The 26,689-nt window shown below is 37.0% G+C and carries 29 protein-coding genes; 11 read left to right on the top strand and 18 right to left on the bottom strand.

Going from position 1 to position 26,689, the window contains the following annotated elements; genetic code table 11:
- Positions 1-28: 28 nt before the first annotated feature.
- The 3 genes from NYE73_RS11585 to NYE73_RS11575 are packed head-to-tail and all read left to right on the top strand — an operon-like array spanning position 29 to position 1,138.
- The gene (locus NYE73_RS11585; protein ID WP_004224156.1) at positions 29-670 is read left to right on the top strand and encodes a hypothetical protein; all 642 of its coding nucleotides are present in this window, start codon (positions 29-31) and stop codon (positions 668-670) included.
- A gap of 14 nt (positions 671-684) precedes the next feature.
- Positions 685-915, top strand: a complete 231-nt coding sequence (locus NYE73_RS11580) for a hypothetical protein (protein ID WP_004224158.1) — start codon at positions 685-687, stop codon at positions 913-915.
- Positions 875-1,138, top strand: coding sequence for a hypothetical protein (locus NYE73_RS11575; protein ID WP_175400785.1), 264 nt, complete (start codon positions 875-877; stop codon positions 1,136-1,138). Before NYE73_RS11580 ends, NYE73_RS11575 begins: the two co-directional genes overlap by 41 nt.
- A gap of 153 nt (positions 1,139-1,291) precedes the next feature.
- On the opposite strand, the gene NYE73_RS11570 is transcribed toward NYE73_RS11575, so the two are convergent.
- Together NYE73_RS11570 and NYE73_RS11565 are read right to left on the bottom strand one after the other, a co-directional pair.
- On the bottom strand, positions 1,292-2,014 hold the full coding sequence (locus tag NYE73_RS11570) for a hypothetical protein (RefSeq protein ID WP_066038279.1): 723 nt from the start codon (positions 2,012-2,014) through the stop codon (positions 1,292-1,294).
- Complete coding sequence (locus NYE73_RS11565; RefSeq protein WP_225340947.1) at positions 2,014-3,153, bottom strand: hypothetical protein; 1,140 nt, start codon at positions 3,151-3,153, stop codon at positions 2,014-2,016. Before NYE73_RS11565 ends, NYE73_RS11570 begins: the two co-directional genes overlap by 1 nt.
- A 769-nt stretch (positions 3,154-3,922) precedes the next feature.
- On the opposite strand from NYE73_RS11565, the gene NYE73_RS11560 reads away from it, so the two are divergent.
- On the top strand, positions 3,923-8,410 hold the full coding sequence (locus NYE73_RS11560) for a leucine-rich repeat protein (protein WP_340815516.1): 4,488 nt from the start codon (positions 3,923-3,925) through the stop codon (positions 8,408-8,410).
- Between the two features lie 465 nt (positions 8,411-8,875).
- On the opposite strand, the gene NYE73_RS11555 is transcribed toward NYE73_RS11560, so the two are convergent.
- Positions 8,876-9,115, bottom strand: coding sequence for a hypothetical protein (locus NYE73_RS11555; protein ID WP_004224260.1), 240 nt, complete (start codon positions 9,113-9,115; stop codon positions 8,876-8,878).
- A gap of 376 nt (positions 9,116-9,491) precedes the next feature.
- Between NYE73_RS11555 and NYE73_RS11550 the strand changes: the two genes are divergently transcribed.
- The 4 genes from NYE73_RS11550 to NYE73_RS11535 all read left to right on the top strand — a co-directional run bounded on the left by NYE73_RS11550 (position 9,492) and on the right by NYE73_RS11535 (position 13,270).
- Positions 9,492-10,846 (top strand): IS3 family transposase gene (locus tag NYE73_RS11550; RefSeq protein ID WP_139111235.1). Its coding sequence is split into 2 segments (ribosomal slippage): positions 9,492-9,945 and positions 9,945-10,846, totalling 1,356 coding nucleotides; the frame shifts between segments, so codons are not numbered across the junction.
- 680 nt (positions 10,847-11,526) lie between these two features.
- Positions 11,527-11,736: a hypothetical protein gene (locus tag NYE73_RS11545; protein ID WP_016993944.1), complete on the top strand. Its 210-nt coding sequence runs from the start codon at positions 11,527-11,529 to the stop codon at positions 11,734-11,736.
- Positions 11,737-11,748: 12 nt separating this feature from the next.
- Positions 11,749-12,111 carry a spore coat protein gene (locus tag NYE73_RS11540; RefSeq protein ID WP_048394572.1) on the top strand — a complete coding sequence of 121 codons (363 nt, stop codon included), beginning with the start codon at positions 11,749-11,751 and terminating at the stop codon, positions 12,109-12,111.
- Positions 12,112-12,133: 22 nt separating this feature from the next.
- Positions 12,134-13,270, top strand: a complete 1,137-nt coding sequence (locus tag NYE73_RS11535) for a zinc-dependent alcohol dehydrogenase (protein ID WP_054549299.1) — start codon at positions 12,134-12,136, stop codon at positions 13,268-13,270.
- A gap of 350 nt (positions 13,271-13,620) precedes the next feature.
- Here the strand turns inward: NYE73_RS11535 and NYE73_RS11530 are convergent, their stop codons facing one another.
- The 4 genes from NYE73_RS11530 to NYE73_RS11515 all read right to left on the bottom strand — a co-directional run bounded on the left by NYE73_RS11530 (position 13,621) and on the right by NYE73_RS11515 (position 16,224).
- On the bottom strand, positions 13,621-14,355 hold the full coding sequence (locus NYE73_RS11530; protein ID WP_048394621.1) for an SDR family NAD(P)-dependent oxidoreductase: 735 nt from the start codon (positions 14,353-14,355) through the stop codon (positions 13,621-13,623).
- 388 nt (positions 14,356-14,743) lie between these two features.
- A complete protein-coding gene (locus tag NYE73_RS11525; protein ID WP_066037869.1) occupies positions 14,744-15,103 on the bottom strand; it encodes a DUF1304 domain-containing protein in 360 nt (119 codons plus the stop codon).
- Positions 15,104-15,170: 67 nt separating this feature from the next.
- Complete coding sequence (locus NYE73_RS11520) at positions 15,171-15,797, bottom strand: nitroreductase family protein (RefSeq protein WP_066037868.1); 627 nt, start codon at positions 15,795-15,797, stop codon at positions 15,171-15,173.
- A 22-nt stretch (positions 15,798-15,819) separates the two neighbouring features.
- Positions 15,820-16,224 (bottom strand): Ohr family peroxiredoxin, encoded by a 405-nt coding sequence (locus tag NYE73_RS11515; protein ID WP_004228436.1) that lies wholly within the window; start codon positions 16,222-16,224, stop codon positions 15,820-15,822.
- Positions 16,225-16,374: 150 nt separating this feature from the next.
- Here NYE73_RS11515 and NYE73_RS11510 point away from each other — a divergent pair, with 150 nt between their 5' ends.
- Together NYE73_RS11510 and NYE73_RS11505 are read left to right on the top strand one after the other, a co-directional pair.
- The gene (locus tag NYE73_RS11510) at positions 16,375-16,812 is read left to right on the top strand and encodes a MarR family winged helix-turn-helix transcriptional regulator (RefSeq protein WP_054549302.1); all 438 of its coding nucleotides are present in this window, start codon (positions 16,375-16,377) and stop codon (positions 16,810-16,812) included.
- A 204-nt stretch (positions 16,813-17,016) separates the two neighbouring features.
- Entirely contained in the window at positions 17,017-17,466 is a 450-nt protein-coding gene (locus tag NYE73_RS11505) for an SRPBCC family protein (protein WP_048394580.1), read from the top strand.
- A 59-nt stretch (positions 17,467-17,525) separates the two neighbouring features.
- On the opposite strand, the gene NYE73_RS11500 is transcribed toward NYE73_RS11505, so the two are convergent.
- From NYE73_RS11500 to NYE73_RS11455, 10 genes are all read right to left on the bottom strand, one after another.
- Positions 17,526-18,302: a basic amino acid ABC transporter substrate-binding protein gene (locus NYE73_RS11500; RefSeq protein WP_004228443.1), complete on the bottom strand. Its 777-nt coding sequence runs from the start codon at positions 18,300-18,302 to the stop codon at positions 17,526-17,528.
- Positions 18,303-18,554: 252 nt separating this feature from the next.
- Complete coding sequence (locus NYE73_RS11495) at positions 18,555-19,064, bottom strand: hypothetical protein (RefSeq protein WP_259951301.1); 510 nt, start codon at positions 19,062-19,064, stop codon at positions 18,555-18,557.
- Positions 19,061-19,540: an RNA polymerase sigma factor gene (locus NYE73_RS11490; RefSeq protein ID WP_259951302.1), complete on the bottom strand. Its 480-nt coding sequence runs from the start codon at positions 19,538-19,540 to the stop codon at positions 19,061-19,063. Before NYE73_RS11490 ends, NYE73_RS11495 begins: the two co-directional genes overlap by 4 nt.
- A 193-nt stretch (positions 19,541-19,733) precedes the next feature.
- Complete coding sequence (locus NYE73_RS11485; protein WP_259951300.1) at positions 19,734-20,528, bottom strand: nucleotidyl transferase AbiEii/AbiGii toxin family protein; 795 nt, start codon at positions 20,526-20,528, stop codon at positions 19,734-19,736.
- 495 nt (positions 20,529-21,023) lie between these two features.
- The gene (locus NYE73_RS11480) at positions 21,024-21,785 is read right to left on the bottom strand and encodes an ANT(4')-I family aminoglycoside nucleotidyltransferase (protein ID WP_259951299.1); all 762 of its coding nucleotides are present in this window, start codon (positions 21,783-21,785) and stop codon (positions 21,024-21,026) included.
- 87 nt (positions 21,786-21,872) lie between these two features.
- Positions 21,873-22,379, bottom strand: coding sequence for an immunity 22 family protein (locus NYE73_RS11475; RefSeq protein WP_259951298.1), 507 nt, complete (start codon positions 22,377-22,379; stop codon positions 21,873-21,875).
- Between the two features lie 4 nt (positions 22,380-22,383).
- Positions 22,384-22,938 carry a hypothetical protein gene (locus NYE73_RS11470; RefSeq protein ID WP_259951297.1) on the bottom strand — a complete coding sequence of 185 codons (555 nt, stop codon included), beginning with the start codon at positions 22,936-22,938 and terminating at the stop codon, positions 22,384-22,386.
- Positions 22,939-23,001: 63 nt separating this feature from the next.
- Complete coding sequence (locus NYE73_RS11465) at positions 23,002-23,790, bottom strand: class I SAM-dependent methyltransferase (RefSeq protein ID WP_257961102.1); 789 nt, start codon at positions 23,788-23,790, stop codon at positions 23,002-23,004.
- The gene (locus NYE73_RS11460; protein ID WP_004228455.1) at positions 23,778-24,209 is read right to left on the bottom strand and encodes a BrxA/BrxB family bacilliredoxin; all 432 of its coding nucleotides are present in this window, start codon (positions 24,207-24,209) and stop codon (positions 23,778-23,780) included. Before NYE73_RS11460 ends, NYE73_RS11465 begins: the two co-directional genes overlap by 13 nt.
- A gap of 265 nt (positions 24,210-24,474) precedes the next feature.
- Entirely contained in the window at positions 24,475-24,951 is a 477-nt protein-coding gene (locus tag NYE73_RS11455; RefSeq protein WP_066037861.1) for a hypothetical protein, read from the bottom strand.
- A gap of 161 nt (positions 24,952-25,112) precedes the next feature.
- Here NYE73_RS11455 and NYE73_RS11450 point away from each other — a divergent pair, with 161 nt between their 5' ends.
- Positions 25,113-25,250, top strand: coding sequence for a hypothetical protein (locus NYE73_RS11450; RefSeq protein WP_259951296.1), 138 nt, complete (start codon positions 25,113-25,115; stop codon positions 25,248-25,250).
- A 520-nt stretch (positions 25,251-25,770) separates the two neighbouring features.
- Here the strand turns inward: NYE73_RS11450 and NYE73_RS11445 are convergent.
- A complete protein-coding gene (locus NYE73_RS11445; protein WP_259951295.1) occupies positions 25,771-26,688 on the bottom strand; it encodes a hypothetical protein in 918 nt (305 codons plus the stop codon).
- Between the last annotated feature and the right edge of the window lies 1 nt (position 26,689).

Raw genomic sequence — 26,689 nt, 5'->3', positions numbered from 1 at the left:
AATTAATTTTCTTTGGAGGGAGGAATTAATGAAGAAATTTTTTTTACTTCTTTTCATTTGTGTATTTTTAGCAAGTTGTCAACAAAGTACAGACCACGATACAACGTTAGATTCGAGCAAAAAATCTGAAGTTGCTTTTTCTCCTGACATGGAAATGGGTTTAACGTTAAAAGAAGCAATTGAGATTGCCCAAAAAGAGGCTCTTCAGTGGAACAAAGAAGCAATGTTATATAGTGGAAATAGTGTTGACAAAGATAAAACGCCAACAGGAATGGAAGGCAGAAGAAAGTACTGGAGCATTGAATTTGGCATACCAAATAAAAAAGACTATTATTTAATAACTATTCAAAACGGAAAGGTACTAGATAAAGTACATGTTCCTAATGAATTAAACGCTATGCCTAAAAGTCACTTTATTTCTAGTGTTGAAGAATTTAAGTATGATACACCTGAATTACTAAAAAGGGCTCAAAAAATCACCAAAATTTATCCCGGAGACACTTTTGCTAAGGGATATAATTTTAGTTTTACTAAAGACTCGCAAAAAAACATTCCAATTGTGATGGTTATCGGATGGGACCAGTCCAAGGAAAATATGATTTATTTATTGTTCAATGCAGAAACGGGTGAGCTAGAAGAAGAATTTGAAAGAGAACAATATAAAAACTAAAAGGGGTTGTATTCATGAAGAAAAATGCAGTTATCTCGATACTTACTTGTTTTATATTTATTTTTACATTTTCACCGAAAACACAGGCCATCGAAACACCGGACATCGAAACACAAGCGCTCTCTGAACATATTGCAGGTGTAGTAACTGGTTATACAGGAAATAAAATAGGGCATGGTGGAGCAAGTTATCCAAAAACAGTATATGACTGTTGCTGTTCATCAAAAATCAACATCAAACCATGATACTATATTTCCTTTTGGTTCTACTATACTCATAAAAAATGCTTTATATGTAGAAGGTTATAGTAATAAAACTATTTTTAAAGTAACGGACACAGGTGATTTAAATAGAAAAAGAGATTTATATTGGTTTGATGTGTATTTTGGACTCAAAAATGCTACTAATGATAAAAACGCAAATGAATTTGGAGAAAAAAATAAAAATATTGCTTACACAGCATATTAATGCATGAAAATAAAAATCACACAACCTAGACTTGTCTGATGTGTGTGATTTTTTTGTTTTGAGTGCTTTTATAATCAATTCTTTTAATGTAAATTAACTATAAGCTGCTATTTATTTCAATTACTTCTACTGGAACTTGTTTCGGTTTAATATTTACTTATGTTTGTTTTCCTCAAACTTTACATCTAGACCACAAAACTCTAATATTTCATTTACACTTTTTTGATATTTCAAGGCGCTATTATCATGAACAGGAGGGCATAACCAAAGTTCCCTACCATGCTGATCTCTTAATATTACTTGGTAAACCTTATCATTACCAAAAAAATCTTTTGTGAAATATCCATGCTCAATAGCAGACTCTCTATTATTAAACAGGATAATATCACTAGGATTGGGAACAATCGATGAATATTCATATAAGAACTTTGTTTTATCATCCATATAAGACACGTAATTCTCTTCAACTTGCAAACAAACTATTTTTCCCTTGTGATAATATAAAGTTGCTTTACATTCTGATTTTCTCGTAATTGCACTTTCAATAGGATAAACTTCAAACTCCCCTTTTTCATTTTTAAAATACTTAACTATGTCATAACTACTATCTTTTACACATTTGGACTTGTCTGATGGTATACCAAGTTTCTCAAGTACTTTTTGTGAGTAAGATGGTCCTATACCGCCATAACCGCAATTCAAATTATTAAACCAAGCTTCGTTGCCGTTTATATCTCTTATTATAAATCTTGCTGATTTCAAACTTTTTAAATCGGACAAATCATTTTCTGAAACTAAGTAAAATCCATCAAGTATTGCATCAAAATCATTAAAATAAACAAAAATATGAGTTATCTCATCCAAATTATTTACCATTAAAAAAGTGAAAAAGTTTGTTGTTGCAACTCCTCGGATTCATTACTTCTATCTTCCTCACGGTAAGGATTCACATAGAAAATACAATCCACTATATTTGATGATTCATCCATAATAAGATATCCTTTATCCACTTGTTTCTTCAAAGCCAGTAATACATCAAAATAAATGAAGGGACGATGCATAATGCCTACAGAAAAATGCTTATTAAAGCCAAAATCATTAGCCATAATATGACTAATTGCTACCGCGCTATGTTGACCGTTCAATACAAGTGAATATGCTACTTCATCGAAAGCAGCATTATAGCCGAGCTGTGCTTTTACTGATTCAATTAGTTTGTCTTCTATCATCTTTTTTTCTTGTGACAATTTTTCTATACGTTCGTTTTCCTGCTGTTGTCTTTTGATTTCAATTTCGCGTTGAGCCTTTCTTACAACCTCTAAAGTGGCCTCAATATTTTTCTTTTCCTGAAGTAATTCTTCAATTCGTCTTCTTTCTTTCTGGCGCTCTTCAAGGTCAACTTCACGCTGAATTTTACGTTGTTCTTCCTCTAATGCTTCCATTTGTTTTTGAAAATATTTATTTAACCTATTGATTTGTCGATCTAAAAATGGAATATTCATTTCAAAATGCCTTTTAATGCTTTCAGAAACTACTGTTTTATCAGGGATTCTATTGTAGTATTCGTGGTAGTACACATTATTATTTAATTTCCATAAAAGTTCATCTAGTTCATAATCAATCTTATCTAACTCATTTATAACGCCATCTATTTCATTCACTTCAATATTTAAAAATGCACTCAAATGATCCTTCCCATATTGAATTTTTGTCCGAGTCACTTGATGTTCAACGGTAAACATATATCGTAGTCGTCGACCACAGGCGCATCGCCCATCTAGATTACCTGGACCAAAATCATTGTAATCGGAAATCAACCAATCTACGACATTCATCTCATCTTCTTGAAGAGTTATATCTATGGACTTGAGTGCTGTGATTTTTTCCTCTCTCATAACGTTTTCTAATACTGTCCGTCTACCACGTTTCATTTCGTTTTCTAAAAAATTCCGTTGTTTTATAGTTAATGCTGATAGCTGTTGCTCTCTTTCATCCGCAGAAAGCTTTTTATACATAAACATCCCTACTCTCTTTAGCTTAAATGTGGAACGAATTAGTTCTTGAATGTCACTTGACTATGTAGAATCAGTTAATTATCCATATTATTACTTATTTTATATATATTACTTAAATTATAACAAATAAAATTATGCTTTGTTCTATCGCTACTAGTTAGTGGAGAAACTGTAGCTTTGAATTAAAGTTTGAGTAAAATTACCTTGCAAACCCTTATTTTATGTTAAATTAAGAAGAATCCCTTTTGAAAAAAGATTGATCAAAAGGGGTTTTTCTTTAGCAGTTATAAGTTAGGTTTTAATAAAAAAGTTTGATTATTTTCTACCTGTGTTGCTCCACAATCGCGCCCGTTTGTTGAAGATCGTTTCACCTAAACCACCAGCAATTGTAATATAGGATTGAGAAGAATACAGATTTAGAAAGTCTCCATATACAGGTTTTTATTCATATAACACCCCTACAATGTTTTCTGCAATATTTTGAAAAGTCTTATTGTAAACTCTCTTTATATACCTTTGTATAAACAATATCCAATGAAAAAGCCAAGTAACGTTTGTTTTACAGCGTTTCTTGGCTTTTGTGTCTACCCAAACTTTTATTTGGGAACGTTATTTTGAATGGGTTTGTATAAAAAATAATTACTTAATTTTAAATTTTTAACCTATTTTTAACCTTTGTATGTTATTTTTTACTTTTGTATGTTCTGAATGCTAGAGAAGTTGACGTTATTCGTACATAGAAATCACAAGAAAGAGAGGGACTTACTATATGAAAAAACTAGCTAGTCTATTCCTAATCGTGTTACTCCTCAATTTACAATGGGGAAATATACCGGTCTATGGTGCTGCGAATAGTGAATCCGATTTTTTAACAAATCCAAATGGTACAGGCGTTACCATTAAAAGTTACAAAGGAACAACAAAAGACGTCACTATTCCACCTACTATTGATGGTCAAGCGGTGACCAGTATTGGGGATTCTGCCTTTCGATATAACCAGCTAACGAATGTGACCATTCCTTCTAGCGTGACCAGTATTGGGGATTCTGCCTTTGCGTATAACCAGCTAACGAATGTGACCATTCCTTCTAGCGTGACCAATATTGGGGAGTTTGCCTTTGCGTCTAACCAGCTACCGAATGTGACCATTCCTTCTAGCGTGACCAGCATTGGGGCTTCTGCCTTTGCGTCTAACAAGCTAACGAATGTGACCATTCCTTCTAGCGTGACCAATATTGGGGAGTTTGCCTTTTATAATAACCAGCTAACGAATGTGACCATTCCTTCTAGCGTGACTAGCATTGGGGCTTCTGCCTTTTATTATAACCAGCTACCGAATGTGACCATTCCTTCTAGCGTGACTAATATTGGGGCTTCTGCCTTTGCGTCTAACAAGCTAACGAATGTGACCATTCCTTCTAGCGTGACCAATATTGGGGAGTTTGCCTTTCAATCTAACAAGCTAACTAATGTGACCATTCCTTCTAGCGTGACCAGTATTGGGGCTTCTGCCTTTGCGTCTAACCAGCTAACGAATGTGACCATTCCTTCTAGCGTGACCAGTATTGGGGATTCTGCCTTTGCGTCTAACCAGCTAACGAATGTGACCATTCCTTCTAGCGTGACCAGTATTGGGGCTTCTGCCTTTCGATATAACAAGCTACCGAATGTGACCATTCCTTCTAGCGTGACCAGTATTGGGGATTCTGTCTTTTATAGTAACCAGCTAACGGATGTGACCATTCCTTCTAGCGTGACCAGTATTGGGGAGTATGCCTTTTATAATAACAAGCTAACGAATGTGACCATTCCTTCTAGCGTGACCAGTATTGGGGCTTTTGCCTTTCGATCTAACCAGCTACCGAATGTGACCATTCCTTCTAGCGTGACCAGTATTGGGGAGTTTGCCTTTTATAATAACCAGCTAACGAATGTGACCATTCCTTCTAGCGTGACCAGTATTGGGGCTTCTGCCTTTGCGTATAACCAGCTACCGAATGTGACCATTCCTTCTAGCGTGACTAGTATTGGGGATTATGTCTTTTATAGTAACCAGCTAACGGATGTGACCATTCCTTCTAGCGTGACCAGTATTGGGGGTTTTGCCTTTGCGTCTAACCAGCTACCGAATGTGACCATTCCTTCTAGTGTGACTAGTATTGGGACTTTTGCCTTTTATAATAACCAGCTAAATCAAGTTGAATTTAAAGGACAAATTTCAAGACTTAGTCAGACAGCATTTAATCACCAAGCCAAGCCAGGAGCTACTTTTCACGGATGGTTCGAGGACCAATCGTATACTACTTCATGGACATATACGGTTACAGCACCTATGATAATTTATGCAAAGTGGCCCACTTACTCAACAGGCATAGTTCTATCACCCAAAACAGGGCAACTAACTGTTGGAGGCACACAAAACTTCCAACTAATAGAAAACCTTTCGGATGGCACAACCCAAGATCAAACTGGGAATGCCCAATTTACAGTAGATAATTCAGCCATCGCCACGATGCAAGATAATGTCTTAACAGCGATTGCTCCTGGGACGGTGACCGTCAGGGCTACTTACGGCAGCACATCTGATACAGCAACCATTACGGTGAATTCAGCTCCTGTCACAACAACAGGCATTAGTCTTTCACCTAAAACAGGGCAACTAACTGTTGGAGGCACACAAAACTTCCAACTAATAGAAAACCTTTCGGATGGCACAACCCAAGATCAAACTGGGAATGCCCAATTTACAGTAGATAATTCAGCCATCGCCACGATGCAAGATAATGTCTTAACAGCGATTGCTCCTGGGACGGTGACCGTCAGGGCTACTTACGGCAGCACATCTGATACAGCAACCATTACGGTGAATTCAGCTCCTGTCACAACAACAGGCATTAGTCTTTCACCTAAAACAGGGCAACTAACTGTTGGAGGCACACAAAACTTCCAACTAATAGAAAACCTTTCGGATGGCACAACCCAAGATCAAACTGGGAATGCCCAATTTACAGTAGATAATTCAGCCATCGCCACGATGCAAGATAATGTCTTAACAGCGATTGCTCCTGGGACGGTGGCCGTCAGGGCTACTTACGGCAGCACATCTGATACAGCAACCATTACGGTGAATTCAGCTCCTGTCACAACAACAGGCATTAGTCTTTCACCTAAAACAGGGCAACTAACTGTTGGAGGCACACAAAACTTCCAACTAATAGAAAACCTTTCGGATGGCACAACCCAAGATCAAACTGGGAATGCCCAATTTACAGTAGATAATTCAGCCATCGCCACGATGCAAGATAATGTCTTAACAGCGATTGCTCCTGGGACGGTGACCGTCAGGGCTACTTACGGCAGCACATCTGATACAGCAACCATTACGGTGAATTCAGCTCCTGTCACAACAACAGGCATTAGTCTTTCACCTAAAACAGGGCAACTAACTGTTGGAGGCACACAAAACTTCCAACTAATAGAAAACCTTTCGGATGGCACAACCCAAGATCAAACTGGGAATGCCCAATTTACAGTAGATAATTCAGCCATCGCCACGATGCAAGATAATGTCTTAACAGCGATTGCTCCTGGGACGGTGGCCGTCAGGGCTACTTACGGCAGCACATCTGATACAGCAACCATTACGGTGAATTCAGCTCCTGTCACAACAACAGGCATTAGTCTTTCACCTAAAACAGGGCAACTAACTGTTGGAGGCACACAAAACTTCCAACTAATAGAAAACCTTTCGGATGGCACTACGCAAGATCAAACGGCGAAAACCGGATTTACAGTAAGCGATCCAACGGTTGCGACGATCCAAGGAAGTACCTTAACTGCAATCGCACCCGGTACGGTGACTGTTACGGCTACTTACGGCAGTTCATTTGATACGGCTACCATTACGGTGAAGGCACCAACAACCGTACCAGAGACGACACCGGTACCACAACCAGACGACTCAGTGGAACCGATGCCTTCAGGTGTCATCCCTATTATTCGTACGGTTGAACAAGGAATCGTGCGTTATCATGCAAACGTTTTATTGGAACCTGTTCAAGTACAAGTACAACAAATGTCGAATCAAGAGGAACGAACAATTCGTCTCGTATACCCAGCAGAAACGGCGACAGTAGAAGCGATTTTACATCTCCCACGAACGGCTGGGCTCTATTTAAACAAGCAACAAACGAATCTTTTTATGCAAACAGCATTAGCACACTTGATGATGCCATCTACCGCATTTAATGGGATCACTGAGGATATATTCTTCCGCATTATGCCTGTAAAGGCACAACAACAGGAAATGATTCAGGCGAATGTGCGACAAAATGAACACATTCAACAGGCGATGCCAAATAGAGCAACCCTTTCATTGTTAGGGACACCGGTAACGATTGAAACGAATCTACAAAATCGTCCGATAACGATTACGTTACCAATTTCGGCTGCATTAACAGCAGAACAAATGGCCTCACTGGTTGTTTATATTGAGCATAGTGACGCAACAACTGAAGTAAAACGTGGTCGTATAGTAGAATTTGAACCAGGTGTGAAAGGATTCCAATTTGAAGTCGATCATTTCTCCACATTTAGCTTAGTGTATGCTTCAGAAGTGCAAGAAGAAGAGAAAGAGGAAGTAGAAACAAACCGATTAGTGCCCTACATTCAAGGGTACCCAGATGGCACATTTAAACCAAATGCTTCGGTAACACGTGCTCAAATGGCAACAATGTTAGCCCGTTTCTTAACAAATGGGAAAATTCCAACAGCCGAAGTAACTTTTGAAGATACGGAAAAGAATACTTCGAAGGATGCGATTGAGTTTGTGAAACAAGCTGGTTTATTTAATGGCACAACCCAAACCAAATTTGACCCGAATGGGACAATTACCCGTGCCCAAATGGCGGGTGTCATCGCACGCTGGGTAGATACAGTGTGTGCACAAGATGACACGAAAACGTATTGTCAAACCGCTAAGCCCGGAAAAGTCTTTTCCGATGTTGCAGCAAGCCATTGGGCTGCCTCATCGATTGAAAGAGTAAGTGCCCTCGGCATTATGACTGGAAACAGTGCGACAACGTTTAATCCGAATGGTGCGTTAACACGTGCACAAGCGGTAAAAGTCCTGAACCAATTATTTGAACGACCAACAGTAGAAAACATCACCGAATCAACATTCCGTGATGTACCGGCTAGTCATTGGGCAATCGGAGTCATTGAAGCAGCTGCAACAGAAATGACGATGAAAAAATAAGACAAAAAAGACACCTGTCTGATTGGGATTCAACTCCCATCAGATAGGTGTCTTTTTTGTAGGATAGAACGTTACCAAAGCGTCGTTTGGTAATATATCTTTAAAAATTGTTATTCAATAATATGGCCCGTTTGTGGAATACTACCTTTTTATAAAAATCCTTTGGTCTCAGTGATCCAAAGGGGTATAACTTCGCAACTTTTTTATAACTATCGCGACTTTGTTTTAAACATCGTGTCTTTTTTATAAACTTCGCAACTTTATTTCAAACCACACATTTATTAATAGGCTTTAAATTTAATATTTAATAGATGAATCCAATCACATACCACTTTTATTCCCATAGATATTTAAAGTGTTTCGCTATAAAACAAAAAACCCCGAATAGTTTTCACTTTTAAGTGTCTACAATTCGGGGCTTCAAGATGTATTCAAGGAGTAAGTTTTAAATAAGTGTAATCAATTCTAAGCAGATATTACCCAGACTTTATATCTTGTTTCCTTATCTATTGAAATCTCAGTAATTACTCTGAATTCTTTCATTTCAGCAAGTCTAAAAGCTAAGGAATAAGCTATTTTATAATCTGGTGTATCATAACCATCATATAGTCTTGCATAAATCTCATTTCCTATTGAGTCGGCCCATACATCTGCTTCATGTAAGCTATCGAAAATAATATTTTCCTTATTCCATCTAAGAGCCATCTATTTAACCCCCTATATGGAAAGTTTATGATACTCTACATTTCAGGTCAACCGAAGTAGCACTACTATTTGCACCGTTAGATGAATGTGCTCTAAAGAATAGAGTTACAATATCGTTGGCTTTAAGAGGTTGGCTTTTGCCTGTTAACATAATTTGATAATTTTTCAAACTACCATGGAAATTATAATCTGGTGCTGCTGTGTGATTTGAATACGGCGAATTAATCATAACACCATTTACAGTTGCAGTACCGATACCAACCGTTGTTGTAGGACTATATTTAGAATAAGCTGATGATCTTATGTGAAAACCCCACTGTATTGAACTGCTCCCCAAATGTTAGACACATCTAACATTTGGAGGAGCAGTTTTTATATGGCTAAATTTACATCGGAAGAAAAACTACAAGCAGCCTTACGTTACATAAAAGGCAATGAAAGTTCACATGAAATTGCTAAATCTATCGGAACAGATCACAAAGCAATTCTTAATTGGGCGAAACAATATGAGTATAATGGCGTAGAAGCGTTTATAAAGCGATATACAAATTATTCGGCACAGTTTAAACTAGACGTACTAAACTTTATGATTGAAAATGGTACGTCCTTACTTGAAACAGCAGCTATCTTTAAGATAGCTACGCCTTCTACACTTCGTAGTTGGAAAAAGCAATTTAAAACAAAAGGATTCGATGCCCTTCAATCAAGGAAAAAGGGGCATCCATCCATGAAAAAAGAAACGAACAAACAACCAAAACAAGCACCAGTAGAAGGGACACCTGAAGCACTTCAAGCAGAAATCAATCGTCTACGTATGGAAAATGAGTACTTAAAAAAGTTGAACGCCTTAGTTCAAGCCAAGGAAAAATCACCAAAGAAGACAAAGTAAAGGTCATCTATGAATTAAGGCATAAATACTCGGTGAAGGCGCTTGCGAAATTCGCAGGCATTCCACGTAGCACGTACTATGATTTAGTGAAGAAGATGGATCGTCCAGATCCAGATGCCGAGTTAAAGGCCGAAATTCGAGCAATTTATAACGAACACGAAGGTCGTTATGGTTATCGTCGTATTCGTGATGAGCTAGCAAATCGTGGGAAAAAAGTGAATCATAAAAAGGTTCAACGTATCATGAAAGAATTAGGTTTAAAGTGCTTAGTGCGTATGAAGAAATACAAATCTTATAAAGGGACAATCGGTAAGATTGCGCCTAATAGATTGGATCGTAACTTCATAGCAGAAGCACCGAATGAAAAATGGGTTACAGATATTACGGAGTTTAAGCTGTTTGGTGAAAAGCTCTATTTATCACCTATTTTAGACTTATTTAACGGCGAAATTATTACGTACACAATTGGTCATAGACCAACATATTCGCTTGTATCAGAAATGTTGGAGAAGGCACTAGAGAGGTTGCCAGAGGAACATCAATTATTGATGCATTCAGATCAAGGTTGGCATTACCAAATGAAACAATATCGCCACGCCCTTGAATCAAGAGGCATTGTGCAAAGTATGTCACGTAAGGGAAACTGTTATGACAACTCTGTCATGGAGAATTTCTTCGGCATCATGAAGTCAGAATTCCTCTACTTAAAGGAATTTGATAGTGTCGAGCATTTTAAAAAGGAACTTGAAAAGTATATAACGTATTACAACACGAGACGTTTAAAGGCAAAATTAAAACTGAGTCCGGTAGAATACCGAACTCAGTTTACCCAAGCTGCCTAAACGAAATAACCGTGTCTAACTTATAGGGGTCACTTCAGTTATATGCAGCTTTTGGGGTTTTTTATTTTTCTTTACATTACAATGTATAGTAATGCATGCACACAGTTGGCTTGTTGGGACTAATATAATATTAATAATTCTTGGCAGTGTGTTAAGCAAATTTATGGTTGCATTCAAAAGATGATGAACCATTGAGTTATATCCAGGATGTACTGGGCTTCATTCTCCTGTTTGTTGTCTTGAGGTTTACCAAAGTAGAAGATATTTTAAAAAACAAATGAAATAGTATAAAAAATAAGGACCTGACAGCTATAGAGACTGAAGGTCCTTTTTTATATCCAATTTTATATAAATTTATCTAAAAAAAGTGTTGCTCCCTTCTTTCATTAAATGACCCATTTATGAAAAAAAGAAGCTTCCCTTATTTCAGAAAAGCGCCCTTTAGGATACATCCCGCATTTTCTTTAGACAAAGAGAAAAACGCCTAAAACCAATTTTCATAAGGCTTCAAGCACATAAGTAATGTAATAAATGGGTTGAGTGAAAAGAATGGAGGAAATTCAACTTTAAATCAGATTATAGCTATCAATATAGTCTTAGAATTAATCCAATGCGAATTTGCATAAATAGACTTGCTACAGGGAAGACTTTTTAAAGAAAATTATGGAGGTGCGAATTACGTGTTTGAGAAAAAATTAGCACTTCATGAAACCATGGAATTTCATGAAGTCATTAACTTTATGACAACTAGTTTACTTAAATCGAAGCTGAGTCAAGGTGTGGTCTTTGATGATGATTTAAGAGCGTTATTGGACAAAAATGTAAAATTATCTACCCCGGCACTCACTGCTATGGTTAAGCTCTACTCAAAATCGGAATTGGAATATTAGGAGGACAATTGTATGCAAGACTATTTAGATCCTATAAATTCAGTTGGAATGCCTGAACTAACTGATTCGGGGATTGCTCTTGAGTTTTTACTTACAACTAAAACGGGTATTCGGAATCTTTCAATTGCCTTAACAGAAACAGCTTCTCCTGCTCTTCAGAAAATCTTGAGAACTCAGCTGGATGTCATGGTCGATTTATATTTCGAAATTTCTGAACTGATGGTAAAAAAAGAATGGCTGAAACCTTATGATCTTGCAGGTCAAAAGGAACTGGATATTAAATCAGCAGAAAATGCGATTAGTATTGCCCAGTTGGATTTATTCCCTAAAGATATGAATCGAAAAGGAATGTTCCCTACCCCACCGAAAAAATAAACGAAAATGAGGGATTTTTTTAATGAAAGCTGTCACTTTTCAAGGTGTAAAAAATGTTGAGGTTAAAGAAGTACAAGACCCTAAAATAAAAAAAGCCGATGATATTATTGTTCGTTTAACCACTACTGCCATTTGCGGGTCAGACTTGCATTTGATTCATGGTATGATTCCGAATCTTGGACAAGATTATGTCATTGGTCATGAACCAATGGGTATTGTAGAAGAAGTTGGAAAAGATGTGACGAAGGTTAAAAAGGGTGACCGGATTGTCATTCCTTTTAATATTGCATGCGGGGAATGCTGGTACTGCAATCATGATCTGGAAAGTCAATGTGATAATGCAAACGATAATGGCGAAATGGGTGCCTACTTTGGTTATTCAGACACAACAGGCGGTTTTCCAGGAGGACAGGCAGAGTTTATGCGAGTGCCCTATGGTAATTTTATCCCTTTCAAAATTCCAGAGAAATCAGAAGTTCCTGATGAAAGTCTTGTTCTCCTTGCCGATGCCGCATCTACTGCTTTTTGGAGTGTAGATAATGCTGGTGTAAAGAAAGGAGATACTGTTATTATTCTTGGCTGCGGACCTGTTGGACTGCTAGCACAAAAATTTGCTTGGCTGAAAGGAGCAGAAAGAGTAATCGCAGTTGACTACATTGGGTATCGTCTTAAACATGCAAAGAAGACAAATAACGTGGAAATCGTTAATTTTGAAGACCATGAAAATTGTGGTGAATACTTGAAAGAGATTACCAAGGGCGGTGCAGACGTTGTCATTGATTGCGTAGGGATGAGCGGAAAAATGACGCCACTAGAATTTCTTGCAAGTGGGGTAAAACTTCAAGGTGGTGCTATGGGAGCCCTTGTCACAGCCAGTCAAGCTGTACGTAAAGGAGGAACAATCCAAATTACCGGTGTATACGGCGGTCGATACAACGCCTTCCCACTTGGAGATATATTCCAACGCAATGTAGCGATTCGTACTGGACAGGCTCCAGTTGTTCATATCATGCCCCATGTCTATAACTTAATGGCTGAAGGAAAAGTGAATGTCGGTGATATCATTACACATGTACTCCCCCTTGAAAAAGCAAAACATGCTTATGAAATATTCGATACAAAGCAAGAAGGTTGCATTAAAGTGGTTTTAAAACCCTAATATAGAAGTTTTTAGGTACTTTTGTTTCTGCATTGCAAAAGTACCTTTTTCATTGACCTAGGGGTACATATTTATATGTATTACTTCTGAAAGTGATTCTTCAAAATGGCATTAATATTTGAGCACCAAGCCTCTTCCACTGGCGAACTACATTTTGATCAACAGAACTAACCCCTCCCTAATCAAAAATCATTATGTAGCGATTCCTTTAAATTGAATAACTTCTAATAAACAACTCAACATACCATTTGTTTTATTTCCATGAGGAAAGACGCTTTCCTTATTTGAGAAAAGCGCCAAATTTCTGGGTAAATAATTAGTTTGGCAAAACAGTTGAATAAGTTTTTGAACTACCTTAGATATCCACCATTATTAATATCAAATGTCGCACCTGTGTAATGCTTTGATCTATCTGACAAGAGGAAAATAACAGTATCAGCAACATCTTCAGGCATTACAGGTGTATCGATGAGCTGATGATTTAAATATTCCTCTTTTCTCCAAATAGGTATTGCATCCATCATAGGAGTGTTTACCATTGTAGGGGCAATGGCATTAACTCTGATGTATGGTGAGAAATTCACTGCACAGCTTTTAGTTAATCCCAATATAGCAGCTTTTGAGAGTCCATATATTGCATCTGAACTGCCTTCCATACCTGATACAGAAGACATATTCACGATGACTCCCTTACGTTCGCTCTGAAGTAGATATTTCCCGAACATTTGAGAAAAATAAATACATCCCTTTAAGTTTATATCTATGACTTTATCAATTTCCTCGGTTTGATAATCCAGTATATTCTTACCCAAATAAATCCCAGCATTATTAACTAAACTATCTACATCACAATGTTCTCTTTCCAAATTTCCAAAAAAATTGACTACTTCTTCATAAATACTTACATCTAATTGATATGTATACAAATCTGAGGGGACATTCATTGATTGTTTTAATTCCCTTAAGGCGTCTTCATTAATATCACAAGCAAGTACTGAAGCACCTTCATCTAAACATTGTTTAACAATTTCTTTTCCTATACCAGAAGCTGCACCTGTTACTATTACTTTTCTATTTTTAAGCATCATCTATTTTACCCCTTTATTAAAAAGTTAGGATGTTATGAAAAACTCTACCTAAATTCTATCTTTGGCGCAAGAAGAACATTGTTTAACCTCTCTTTACAAAGACCTGTTTTTTTAACTTATTACAAATTTGATTGATTTGTTGTCTTGGTTTAATATTCAACTTTTCAGAGAGACAATCATCACAATATATATCTTTTTGACTGTTAATAAAGTTTTGGACAATATGGATATTAGACGTAAGCTAATTATCTTCCTTCCTTAAAACAAATCTTTGCTCGCAATTATATAAGTCTTCCACTATACTTCCATTAGAACAGAGATAATATATAATGTCTGTTGTTGAGTTTACATTAACTTCAATCTTTTTATTATTGTAGAGATTCCTTTAGAAAAATAAACTAATAAGTGCTAAAATAGCAGGCCCACCTTGTTTTAATAGAATCGATTTAGAGCTTGTTAAGCTACCATACAAAGCGACAATGATTACAAAGATTAAAAAAATGGCAACAATTTCAGTTTGCTGATGTGACAAAAATAATCCATACAATAAGGCGATCGCAATCAGACCATTATAAACCCCTTGATTTTTGAAAAGAACTTGAACATTTGCATTTTCTAACGCTTCTTCAGACAGATTAAATGTTTTTGCTGTTCTTTTAGAAGTAGTTGCAAACGTTTCTAAATACATAATATACAAATGCTCAGCTGCTACGACTAAGCTTAAAATAAAAGTTAATGAAGACATCCTATTCCCTCCTAAAAAATCTTTAAAAAAGCAATGTCCTCAAGTGTATCAAGGACATTGCTTGAAACTATTTATTAAAACGAACAATGCGGTCTATTGGTAGGCGTGAAGAACCATATGCTGGGGCTGCCGCTTCACCAATGGCTAATAATAAAATAGGAATTTCATTTGCTGGTAATTCCATGTATTCCGCGAATTTTGCTTTATCAAACCCACCCATCGGAACGGTATCATAGCCCATTTCCTTCGCTAATAGCATGATTTGCATCGATACTAAGCCAGCATCAAAGTGTACGATATTTTCTAATGTTTTTGTTGGTGCTGAACCATACATTGTCAGCGCATCTTGTGCAAGCTTATTGGCAATTGGTTCTGGCATATAGCCCAGCTCCACGTTTTTTGCATAGATTTCCTCAGCATTTACATACATCTCTATATCACCAATGACAGCAATAATGGCAGAGGCTGTTTCGATTTGCTCTTGATTAAATGAAAAGAAGTTGATATTCTTCTGAATTTCCTTATCATCAATGACAAGAAAGCGCCATGGCTGCATATTACTTGAAGAAGGTGCTGAAGTAGCATCCTGCAACAGCTGCATGATTGTTTCACGCGGAATTTTAGTCTCTGCATTGTATTTACGAACAGATTTACGCATTTGCATAATTTGTTTTAATGGTGTAGTTGATAACATGTAGTTTCCCTCTTTTCACAATTTAAACTGCTTTTATTGTTACATTAATATTGCCCATTGTTGCTTTTGAATATGGGCATACCGTATGTGTGACCTCTAATAATTCCTGTGCTTCCTCCACTGCTAGTCCTTCAATATGCCCTTCGATTTCCACTGCAAGCACATAGTCAAAAGAAGCTTGCTCCATTAATTTCACTGTTACTTTAATGGTTGATGCATTTTTTAGTTTCTTTTGGCGTTTGATTAAATCTAATGCACTATTAAAGCAAGCACTATAGCCAGCCGCAAATAATTGTTCTGGGTTTGTAACATCCGCTAATTTGGAGCCTGGTGGTGCAATTTTTAATGATAAAGATTGATCTTCTGCATAGGATGTGCCACTACGGCCACCTTCATTAATCATTGTAGTTGCGTATAATTCTTTCATAACTGAAAACCCCTTATCTTTTGTTATTAATTAAATTGTGTACAATCTAATTTTTACAAATTGAATTGTACACAATTTAATTGCGTTTGACAAGTAGGAACTTTATTTTTAATATAAATGATAGTAGAAGAACTTTAAGAGGGGATTTTTATGCCTAATCATTTAGATAATCAGCTGTGCTTTCTTTTGTATGCAACATCAAAGGAAATCACTCGGCAATATACATTATTATTGAAGCCTTACGATCTTACTTATACAGGCTATATCACTTTATTAGCTTTAGAGGAAAACGAACAGATAACGGTGAAAGAATTGGGCCAACGTTTATTTTTAGATTCAGGAACATTAACACCGTTGTTAAAAAAATTAGAGGCAAAGAATTACATTTGTCGTGAACGTTCTAAGGAGGACGAACGATTAATGAAAATATATTTAACCAAGGAAGGCGTAGATGTAAGAAGGAAACTACCTGAAGTGTCCCGCCAAGTGATGAAGCAATCTAATATCTCAGAGCAGCAATTTGTACAACTGAAAAATGTACTTCAAGATATCGTTTATAACGATTGGAAAATAAAAGATGAAAACTAACACATAGCTATTCCATTAATAGGATGAATATGTAAATAAGAAAGATTGGAGCTACATTGGCTTCAATCTTTTTTTGTTTTTCTCTCCCTTATCTCCTCAAATGTTAATAATCATGTGGCTACCGTTAAAATTTAGTATACTTACATTTATTAATTAGTTTAATTTACAGCATAGATAAGTAATTTTGAAAGTAGAGGTGTTTGGATGAAAACATGGACAAAGACTATAAACATAAATGCCCCCATCGAAAACGTTTGGAAATTACTTGATGGCTCTTTAGCTGACATGCAGAAGATTATGCCACAGGTAATTGAAAACAAGCCTGTAAAAGTAACAGAAGAAGGGGTTGGCAGTATTTATCGCCAAAAATATAAAGAAGGAAAACGTATCGAAACGTATGATGTAGAAACATTGGAATATTCGAATACACCTGATAAAAAAATATTGAAAGTAGGCTTTGTACTCGCTAATTTGTTTGAAATTACGGCTTACTATGAATTAAATAAAATAAATGAAACAGAGACTTCCTTTACTTATTCCGTAACAAATAATGCGTTAAAATGGTTCGTCAAATTATTTTTATTGTTTGCATCGGACAAAGTAGTCGTACAATTTTTAGAACGGGTCAAAACAGTTGCTGAAGCGCAAGACTAGCACCTAAAAAATAAACCGTAGAACTCCCCCTGAGGTGAGCTTCTACGGTTTATTTATTTCTAAAAGTCTGAACCTGTAATTTCTTTTAACTTACCGTTTTCTTTAATCTTTTTAAGGCCTTCATTTAACTTATCTAAAAGCTCTTTGTTCCCCTTTTGAACCATGAAACCATAGTATTCTTTTTCGAAGGAATCATCTTTAATTACTTTGATTTTGTCATTTGGATGTGCCTTGATATATTCATAAACAACTGAATTATCTCCAATCGCCGCTTCTACGTTGCCATTTAGCATCTCTTGAATAGCAATTGGTTGATTTTCGAAAGCAAAAATGTTGGGACTAGATTCACCCTGTAGCTTCTTGGCAGCCATATGACCAGTAGCATTAATTTGTACAGAAATCTTTTTATCTTTTAATTCATCCAATGATTGGATCTTTGAATCTTCTTTCACCACGATTAATAATTGAGATTCGTAGTACGGCTCAGTAAAATCAAATGTTTCCTTACGCTCGTCCGTAATTGTAATCCCTGCACCACCAATATCTGTTTCACCATTTTTAATTGTTTGGAATACAGGCTCCCAACCAATACTTTCCCACTTCACTTCAAAATCCATTTCATCCGCGATTGCTTGTAACACATCCACATCAATCCCTACAATATTCCCTTTATCATCAAGAGATACGATAGGTGCAAATGTAGCCTCAGTACCTACCTTATAAACTTTTTTACTATCTCCATCACCTGATGATGTATTGTCTTTCGAGCCGCAACCCGCTAAAACTAGCGTGAAAGCTGCCATAATTGTAAGCAACACCATTAAATTTCTTTTCATAGCCCATCCCCCTAGTATGATATTTTTTCCATAATGCGTATTATTTTTCGCAATTCGGAAATGTGAGACTATTACGTAAATTATAGTGACAATATTCTCTTTAGACAATACTTTTTTGTATAAAAATAATCATTTCTTTATAAATAGTATTATTCAATCTCGTTTTTAGGATAAAAAGGAATAAATAGTTAACTAGATGATATAAAAAAAAGAATCCCCTTTAGGAAATTCTTTTTTTGAGCATCTAAATCTTTATCGTATTGGATGTTCAAAATTCCAATTTGTATAAATGGCAGCAGCCTGAACTGGGTTTGAGGAGGTATCTTCTGTATAGCCGCCAATTAAATTACCTACTCTAAAAGTAGGCTCAAATAGCTGTTCCTCCTTAGGTGGTGCTGTCGGTCCATCTATTCCTATTTTGGTTTTATCTGTCACGACTACTTCCATACCGTTATCCAATGTAAAGCTCAGCCCATCTTCTCCAACTTCCGTAATGGTCCCTTCGATATTTACTAGCGCACTTGCTGCAGGAGTTGAATGGTCCGCAACAATTCTCTCCGTCAAATCAATTGGTGTATCATGATTTATATTTACCATAGCAAGGACAGCAATCACTGCACAGGCTACTAAGCTTCCAACACTAATTCTTACTTTTTTCATAAAGGACCTCTTTTCATATTTCATCATCTCTTCCTGCATCTTACGCTTAAATTCCTCAGAAGCATGAATCTGCTTCATCACATTCTTATAAGCATTCATCATACTTTGCTCCCCTCTTCTAGAATCGTTTTCAGCTTCATTCGTGCCCTTCTGAGCTTTGAGCCTACTGTATTTACGTTGATCTCTAATAACTCAGCAATTTCTGCCGTTGTATAGCCCTCGTAATAATGTAAATAAACAATGACTCTCTCTTCTGAAGGAAGCTCAAAAATTTCAGTAAGAACCATCTGCTCCTCTTTTGCAATAAAGGCCATTTCGTCTGTAATGGGTACCGTCTTCTTCACACGTGAGGACTTAAAATAATCCTTGCACTTATTAAATGTCACCTTTATAAGCCAAGCCTTTAAATGTGCTTCATGAGCAAAGGGCTTGTTCTGCCTTATCAGTGTCATATAAACCTCCTGCACAATGTCCTCCGCCTCAGCCATATTTTTGGTCTGTTGCACAGCAATTCGTATGAGGGTGTCACTATATGTTTGGACAATTTCTTGCACACTTAAGCCAGCAAACTTTATCATATTTTTCACCTAACCTCCTTCATGACATAATACGATTCAACTTTATTTATTCGTGCAACAGATACACTTTAGCTACATTTTAATAAAAAGAAGAAACCATTCATGAGATATACAAATGTATCCCCTTAATAAATTACTGAATAATAGCCATGCAAAAACCCGCAAACCGTAGATGATTTGCGGGTCCCTCTCCTCATTGCCATGCTCGATTGTTCCATTGCTTGAAAAATTCGTCCTCAGCCAAAATCGCTTCATAAACAGGGATAAAGAATTGTTTCAGAATCCCTGTCATCTCGAGTGTAGAAGTTAGCTCGATTGTAAAATGATGACGATCAAATAAGTCCACAATATACGTCTGCAATCTTCGTCCTTCAATAGTTTGCGTGTGTAGCAATTGTTGTACTTCATTTATTGTTTTTTCAGTCTTTTCTAATGCTGGGTACTGGTAAATTTCGATAAATTTTTGTGCCAGTACGAATTCTGTTGGATATGTATTAACCACCGCAGCCTTATTGTCTAGCAAGCTTGGAAAATTAATGGCCTTTGGTGTTATTCGCATGTTTTCTTTAAAGGTAATCCTAACTTCTATGTATACAGTCATTTTGCCCAATGTAGCTGGTATGCTTAGTTGAATATTGTCATTCGATACAGATGATTCGATCCGCTGTGCATCCCATTCAATGCCATCCGCTGGTATTGCTAGTGAGCAAATTTCATTAAAAGCCTGTTTCACTATATCATGTTGATGAACGCTTGCTTGCGCTGTCAGCGTGACTTCTTTGGAAGGCTTCACCAATCCATTTGTTAAAGCAAATAATAATAGATCCCCATCTAGATAAAATTGATCTTCATAGGAGGATATGGATAGACGATAAAGCAGTCTTTCTTGGCAATAGCGTGATACTAGCTGATCCATATTGCCTTGCCGTATAGCCATTTCTTCTAATTGTGTCACGACATTCGTCGATAGTGTGTCGATATTTCCCATTGACATCCCTCACCTTTTTGATTTTTCTGATTTTTTTATGCAGAATTTAGATTTTTACTAAAATTCATGCTTTTATTATCACTTATTTATGGAAGAGAGTAAACGGTAATGTATACCAAAAAGGCCTGTCATGGTTGGACATGACAGGCCTTAAAATTAGACAAGGGGCAGCCTCGCTGTTGCGAAACTACCCCTTTAGTATTTATAGGTAACATTCTCGTAAATTGTAAAAGTCTCAACCCAATCGTCTGGGGAATATTATCTTGAAACCAAATTCGTTTCATCACCGCGGTAAAATTCCACTGTGTGCCTTCTAACTTAAGCAACGCAAACCCTACCATCTTTTGCGTCCTTGCAGCCCCAAAGCATGCGCCAGTGTGAATAAGTATCTACAAAAACAAAAAGCAGAATGCCAGATTACGGAAATATGCTACCTAAAATAGCACGTGTTCTATTATAGCACCTTATACTACAAAAGTAAAGGTCTATAAAAAATTACCAAGGAATCTCCTTAGAGCATTTAATCTGATAACCCTTTTCAGCTGTCCATTGGAGAAGTGTTTGCCAAAAGTTTTCACAGACAGCTATGATTTGCTGAGGATTCGTTAGATTACCTGTCATGACCATTTCAGCTAATGCTTTTAACCCGTGTGGCTGATCATCCATCGCTAAAGCCTCAGGTAATACTTGTGCAGATGTTGTATAGCACTGCCTATGGTGTAATCCTACTATCATGGCACCAGTCATCGCTATTTTCATCGCCAGTATCGGCAAAAATGTGGTGGGACCCTGAACAGCTATGTTCCTTAATTTCCCCATGTATTCATACATTTCTTCTACAATGGTTTTGCAAATTGCTTCCTTAAATCGGGCATTCTCCACAGTGGCCGCTTTGTCTTTGAGTTCTAGAAAAAAGCCAGAAGGATCGTAAAGTGGCTGTAAATCGAAAAACTTCCCATTTGTTAATGGCCAATCTTCCTCAACCGTTATTGCCTCTTCGATAATCACTTCTGCTTGATCGAAATTAACCTCTGCCTTCCAATCTCCTGCTGTCCATTCATAGCTATAGCTGTGATCTAATTGATGACAGACACACTTAAGCTCAATGTCAGAAAACGGACCATCTGATTTTCTAGCCAACGAGCCATAAATACCAATTGCTCGAACATTTCCTCCATATTTTGCGAGAACTTGTTGCGCAATCGAATGGGCAATCTGCATGCGTTCATCACTTGTCTTTTTTCTTGGTCCAATCATTTACATCGCTCCTTTTATAAGTAAGATCGTTGTTATTGAACCAAGGTGGACCACGGGCTTAACGAGGAATTTTTGCTGGTAACATCATCAAAACCTCCTTTCATCACATTTCCTGCAATTTAATGAGCATACAAAATCGATATGAAACGCTTCATGGCTTACAGATTGAATGTGACCCTCATATTTCATGTCATATAGTAAAATTATTGCATTATAAGCTTTCTGTAGTTCATTGCCCATTTTGGCTAGCACTTGATGTTTAAATTGCTGCGAATAGGAAAATTCATCACAAAGTAGTTGCTTAAGTTGGTTTGAAGCTGCTTCGTAACATAGCGCTTCACAAAAATCCTCGTCGAAGGTTAAGCCGAAATCGTATTCAAATTGATTGTAGAACTCATCATAAAGTGCTTTAAACTCTTCCTCACAAGTACGGTGCTGATTTTCTGGTAAAAAAAGCTTTGCTAACTTTTGTGAAAAGGCTTCGTCCGTTTCATCTTCTCCCTGATAGACAGTGGCAAGATATGTATGTAACTGTTCTTCGCTTGTAAAATTACCAGCCCATATGGAAACATAGCCATTCTGTTCATCATCCATGACCTCATCCCTTTCTCTTATAAATCAATGCACCGCCTGAGCCCATTATTATTAAATGCTTGCCAGATGGCGAAAATCCACATTTAATCATGCCATCCAATCGCTGTAAATCAATAGCTGTCGCATTTTTTAAATAAGTATAATTAGTTATATAAAGATAATCGATTACTACTGTTGCACGTGGCCACCAAGGATAAATAACTTCAACCTGCCAGCCATCTGCTGTCATATGAATCCCATCCCCAGCTTCAAAGCCGAAAATAGATATTGTCCCCTGAGGCAATTGAAACGTTAAACGGTCATCACTCATTCTGTCGTAGGTTTCATCCACGTCTCGTTCTCGATGAAGACGACGACCTGTTATAGGCTCAGTGACACTATAGCCAGAGCCACTAATTAGTACGATGTTTTCCTCATGATCCCAACCGCAAGCCAAAACACCATTGGCAGCAATGCTCGTTTCATACGCCCATGGAATAGGAGGTTTCGTGCAGATCAACGACTGTGCATTCGCCATCAAGTCTAGCTCAAAGGGAGTTCGTTTATCATTGTTCACCATATTATTCCACCCTCCTCTTTTATTACCATATACTAAAAAAAGGCTTGTCTCAAGAACAAGCCTCTATACCTCTAACACACCATAATGAAATTTTGCAGTTATCCGTTCATGCTGCTGAAAGTCATAGGTCGCAAACCACTCTGAGCGAAAATGTGCCTTTAACACCACACGCTTTTTCGCTACACGCTTGGCTTCATAAACCCATTCATCGGTTAATGTGACATGCTCCCCTGCTAACCGTAATGCCTGAAAATTATTGGCCTCTTCTATAACCTTCTCAAACATTGGGTCCATATAAACCACATCAAATGCGTTGTCTGGTAGGGTTTTTAAATAGCGAACAGCCTCAGACTGTATTACCTCGATGTGTCGCATACAGGCAGTTAACGGTAGCTCGGATGTATCATAGGCTTGCATCCCCTGTCTAACAATAAACGCTACATTTGGATTTGCTTCCAGTCCCACAACACGACCTGCTTCACCCACTATATAAGCCGCTAACATGGCATCTGCCGCTAAACCTAACGTACAATCCAACACCGAATCCCCTACTTGAAGCTGTGCCGCTTCCAAAAAAGGCTCTGCCTCACCACGGGCCACACGCTTTAATCGAAACGCCGCAGAATTGGGGTGAAAGAAAAACGGCTCCTGCGCCCCATAGGCATAATACTCAAAGCGATTCTTCCCAGCGACCATCACATGTGCCTGCAACTCCTGCGAAATTTTGCGAACAGAGCGCTTGTTCCGTGGCTCAAACGCAGCACCTAATTCTTGACACGCAAAAGCAGCGAGCGCCATCGATACATCGTCTGGTCTGCCCGCTGTCGTCACAATCGTTTTTAGTTCTCGCATGTTTGCTCTAACACGCCAGTTAAATGAGAGACAATCTGCTCCACAGGGAATCCCTCAATTTGTTCACGTGGGATAAAGTAAGCCAACTCCCCATCCTTTAAAATCGCCATAGATGGTGAGCTAGGTGGCACATCCTCAAAATAACCACGCATCGCCGCAGTCGCTTCTGGATCCTGCCCCGCAAACACCGTCACAAGATGATCTGGCTTCACCGCTGCTATTGCCTCACGCGCCGCTGGACGAGCAAGCCCTGCCGCACAACCACAAACCGAGTTAATCACCACTAACGATGTTCCCTTCGTCTCCGCCATAAATTCATTCACCGCATCCGCAGTCGTCAGCTCCGTAAAACCAGCCTCCACAAGCTCCTCACGCATCGGCTTCACAACCTGCTTCATATATTCATCATAAGCGTTCATGCTTTTACCCTCTTTCCTATGTATTCGCAAACCTTATTATAGCAAGGTTTTGTGTGAATGTACAAAGACATGCTTTTTGCCTGATTTCGTGGGTTTTCGGGAGGAATGTGACTTTTTCGTGATTTTGGTGACTTTTTTGTGTAACGGATAGTGGTTTTATTCGGGGTCGTTACACACCTAAAAAATGAAACTAAATTGAATGTAACTGGATCATAGAGGAAAAATGACCAAGCTTAATAATAATTATATACCTGGTCGCTTCTATTTAATATTGATTTAAAGCACATTCAATTTCAGCTATCCAAGTTTTTCCGCCATAAACGACAAAGGTTGTTTCATTATCTTTCCTATCAAAAATCTTAATTCTCTGAGAGATAAGAAGATTTAAACCATTCTCGGCTCGATCTAAATCCTTTAAACTAATTTCCCAATATAAATTAGGATTAATGTTTAGAGCATGAGCACAAAAAATAAGGCGTTGATTGGTTAATAACAAGCGCCCTCCATCAGATTTAGTTGCACTATAATAAATGTTCGCCATTCCAGAGCGTATTGGTAGCTCATTCGTACCCATCTCAATTTCATGGAAAAAAATCTTTTTATAAGTTGGTTTAAATTCATTTAGATCATATTTAAATTGTTTCGAATCAGTGGTGATGATGTAACTCCCACAGTATTCACATGACTTATTGCTTGGGTTAAAAACTGCAGCACAGTTTGGACAATTCAAAGCTTTCACCATGCGTCATCTCTCCTATTATGGATTTATATAGAGTATACTTTGAAACCTAAAATATACCAAGAGTTTCTCAACAAAAAGAGTGGTTCTCTATAAAATAAAAACCACTTGATATATATACCATTTGATTTACAATTAAATAAAATTATAAAGGATGATGACATATGAAACTTACAGAAAAGGTAGAAGCAGTTATTAAGGCTGCACAGGCTGCTAAAGATGGTGTTAGCGACATTAGCCGTATGGGATTAGGAGTAGCTGAAAAGCTTGGTGAATACTATGATAATCACTTAGCAAAATAAAAAAAACTTTTATAAATCACTTGATATATAACATGAGTATAGAAAGGAGGTTGACAAAGTGATTATGATAAGGTTCTAGCTTATCTAGTAGCTATCGCAACTGCTTAACTTACTAACAAGTTCCGCAAAAAACACTAGCGATATGAAGAATAAGCCAAAACAAAAGCGACGCCCTCTCGCAAAGGTAAACGTCGCTAAAAACTTACAGAAGGAGGTTAGCGCCTCCTTCCCTATAATCTTATCACATCCATTCAATTATGAAAAATATCGGATATGTGGCTGCTTTAGCATTTGCTTTGTATATCTTAACAGATATGGTCAATTGGAAAGAACCAAAGTTTTTTGATTACTCAATGATAGTCATTTATTCATTATGCTTAGTATTAGTGATTTTTAACATCGTTGTATATTTTAAAAAGAAAAGATACAGCTAAGGAACTTCATGTGATGAATATGATGAATAAACAAAAAGAACCAGGTACTCTATTTTATATGAGCGCCTGGTCTTTTTTGAGAAATTCTAATCGGAAAAATCCTTCTTTTCATTCTTATTCATTAAATATATTCCAGTGTCTGTTTGAATAACAAATTGATTTTTATATTTTAAAAACTCAAACGGTTTAGAATTCAGAGAGATATATTGTTCAATTTTCCCACTGTTTGGATTAAACGTTACAATTCGTTTATTTTCCATATCACAAATATATAATTTCTCATCGATATAAGAAATATATTCTGGGTAATTTAATCCTGTTAGCTCATTTTCACAATAAATTACATTGATTTCATTACTTATACCTTCAGACTTTCCTGGGAGTTCTTCATAAGGCATATAACGGTAGATTTTTTCTATTTCAAAACTCGGAAATTTATATTTTATAACAGAATTCAAAGTGGGAGATACGCCCCAGACTGCTTGTCCATCTGAACAAATTTTATACAATGTATCATAATAGTCAGAGGTTTCCAACAAAATATATTGAACAAGCTTATCATCCTCATTGAAGTGCAGTATGATATTATGAGGCCACAGAAGGCAAATCGTTTCATTTCTTATAGCACATGTCATAAAATTAGTAACATCAGAAAAAATATTGTGAGGTATGATATTAATATCATATTTATCCTCCCAATTTTCCCCAAATGTATTAATATAGTATTCACTAAGACTAATTAATTTTCTTTTTCCTTCTTCATTTATCCAACATTTCGCTATATTTTCGATGTATGAATAATTTGACTCCTCCAATTGACTAGATATATCATCCCATTTATCACCAAATTTACTTTCCACATACTCTTTTTTTGATATTTCCTTTAGATTTTCACCATTATATTGATAATAGTAAGTTTTATCCTCTTCTTCAGAAAAACTTACGAAAGATAGTGTATTTTCATTTTGTATAAGTGAATGTCCGTTCGAATGTAATTTTTTCATG

It is taken from the genome of Lysinibacillus sp. FSL K6-0102, assembly GCF_038003545.1.
Classification (GTDB): domain Bacteria; phylum Bacillota; class Bacilli; order Bacillales_A; family Planococcaceae; genus Lysinibacillus; species Lysinibacillus capsici.
This window is presented reverse-complemented; position numbering and strand designations above follow the sequence as displayed.

What these genes read in the sequence shown, in the direction of transcription:
- NYE73_RS11530 (WP_048394621.1), bottom strand. Translation starts at nt 14,355, where the DNA reads ATGCTTAAAAATAGAAAAGTAATAGTAACAGGTGCAGCTTCTGGTATA.
- NYE73_RS11555 (WP_004224260.1), bottom strand. Translation starts at nt 9,115, where the DNA reads ATGGCTCTTAGATGGAATAAGGAAAATATTATTTTCGATAGCTTACAT.
- NYE73_RS11505 (WP_048394580.1), top strand. Translation starts at nt 17,017, where the DNA reads ATGAAAACATGGACAAAGACTATAAACATAAATGCCCCCATCGAAAAC.
- NYE73_RS11515 (WP_004228436.1), bottom strand. Translation starts at nt 16,224, where the DNA reads ATGAAAGAATTATACGCAACTACAATGATTAATGAAGGTGGCCGTAGT.
- NYE73_RS11460 (WP_004228455.1), bottom strand. Translation starts at nt 24,209, where the DNA reads ATGAACGCTTATGATGAATATATGAAGCAGGTTGTGAAGCCGATGCGT.
- NYE73_RS11570 (WP_066038279.1), bottom strand. Translation starts at nt 2,014, where the DNA reads ATGGTAAATAATTTGGATGAGATAACTCATATTTTTGTTTATTTTAAT.
- NYE73_RS11510 (WP_054549302.1), top strand. Translation starts at nt 16,375, where the DNA reads ATGCCTAATCATTTAGATAATCAGCTGTGCTTTCTTTTGTATGCAACA.
- NYE73_RS11495 (WP_259951301.1), bottom strand. Translation starts at nt 19,064, where the DNA reads ATGATGAATGCTTATAAGAATGTGATGAAGCAGATTCATGCTTCTGAG.
- NYE73_RS11585 (WP_004224156.1), top strand. Translation starts at nt 29, where the DNA reads ATGAAGAAATTTTTTTTACTTCTTTTCATTTGTGTATTTTTAGCAAGT.
- NYE73_RS11565 (WP_225340947.1), bottom strand. Translation starts at nt 3,153, where the DNA reads ATGTATAAAAAGCTTTCTGCGGATGAAAGAGAGCAACAGCTATCAGCA.
- NYE73_RS11450 (WP_259951296.1), top strand. Translation starts at nt 25,113, where the DNA reads ATGAAACTTACAGAAAAGGTAGAAGCAGTTATTAAGGCTGCACAGGCT.
- NYE73_RS11480 (WP_259951299.1), bottom strand. Translation starts at nt 21,785, where the DNA reads ATGATTGGACCAAGAAAAAAGACAAGTGATGAACGCATGCAGATTGCC.
- NYE73_RS11580 (WP_004224158.1), top strand. Translation starts at nt 685, where the DNA reads ATGAAGAAAAATGCAGTTATCTCGATACTTACTTGTTTTATATTTATT.
- NYE73_RS11465 (WP_257961102.1), bottom strand. Translation starts at nt 23,790, where the DNA reads ATGCGAGAACTAAAAACGATTGTGACGACAGCGGGCAGACCAGACGAT.
- NYE73_RS11455 (WP_066037861.1), bottom strand. Translation starts at nt 24,951, where the DNA reads ATGGTGAAAGCTTTGAATTGTCCAAACTGTGCTGCAGTTTTTAACCCA.
- NYE73_RS11525 (WP_066037869.1), bottom strand. Translation starts at nt 15,103, where the DNA reads ATGTCTTCATTAACTTTTATTTTAAGCTTAGTCGTAGCAGCTGAGCAT.
- NYE73_RS11500 (WP_004228443.1), bottom strand. Translation starts at nt 18,302, where the DNA reads ATGAAAAGAAATTTAATGGTGTTGCTTACAATTATGGCAGCTTTCACG.
- NYE73_RS11560 (WP_340815516.1), top strand. Translation starts at nt 3,923, where the DNA reads ATGAAAAAACTAGCTAGTCTATTCCTAATCGTGTTACTCCTCAATTTA.
- NYE73_RS11445 (WP_259951295.1), bottom strand. Translation starts at nt 26,688, where the DNA reads ATGAAAAAATTACATTCGAACGGACATTCACTTATACAAAATGAAAAT.
- NYE73_RS11520 (WP_066037868.1), bottom strand. Translation starts at nt 15,797, where the DNA reads ATGTTATCAACTACACCATTAAAACAAATTATGCAAATGCGTAAATCT.
- NYE73_RS11485 (WP_259951300.1), bottom strand. Translation starts at nt 20,528, where the DNA reads ATGGGAAATATCGACACACTATCGACGAATGTCGTGACACAATTAGAA.
- NYE73_RS11535 (WP_054549299.1), top strand. Translation starts at nt 12,134, where the DNA reads ATGAAAGCTGTCACTTTTCAAGGTGTAAAAAATGTTGAGGTTAAAGAA.
- NYE73_RS11490 (WP_259951302.1), bottom strand. Translation starts at nt 19,540, where the DNA reads ATGATAAAGTTTGCTGGCTTAAGTGTGCAAGAAATTGTCCAAACATAT.
- NYE73_RS11575 (WP_175400785.1), top strand. Translation starts at nt 875, where the DNA reads ATGACTGTTGCTGTTCATCAAAAATCAACATCAAACCATGATACTATA.
- NYE73_RS11540 (WP_048394572.1), top strand. Translation starts at nt 11,749, where the DNA reads ATGCAAGACTATTTAGATCCTATAAATTCAGTTGGAATGCCTGAACTA.
- NYE73_RS11470 (WP_259951297.1), bottom strand. Translation starts at nt 22,938, where the DNA reads ATGGTGAACAATGATAAACGAACTCCCTTTGAGCTAGACTTGATGGCG.
- NYE73_RS11475 (WP_259951298.1), bottom strand. Translation starts at nt 22,379, where the DNA reads ATGGATGATGAACAGAATGGCTATGTTTCCATATGGGCTGGTAATTTT.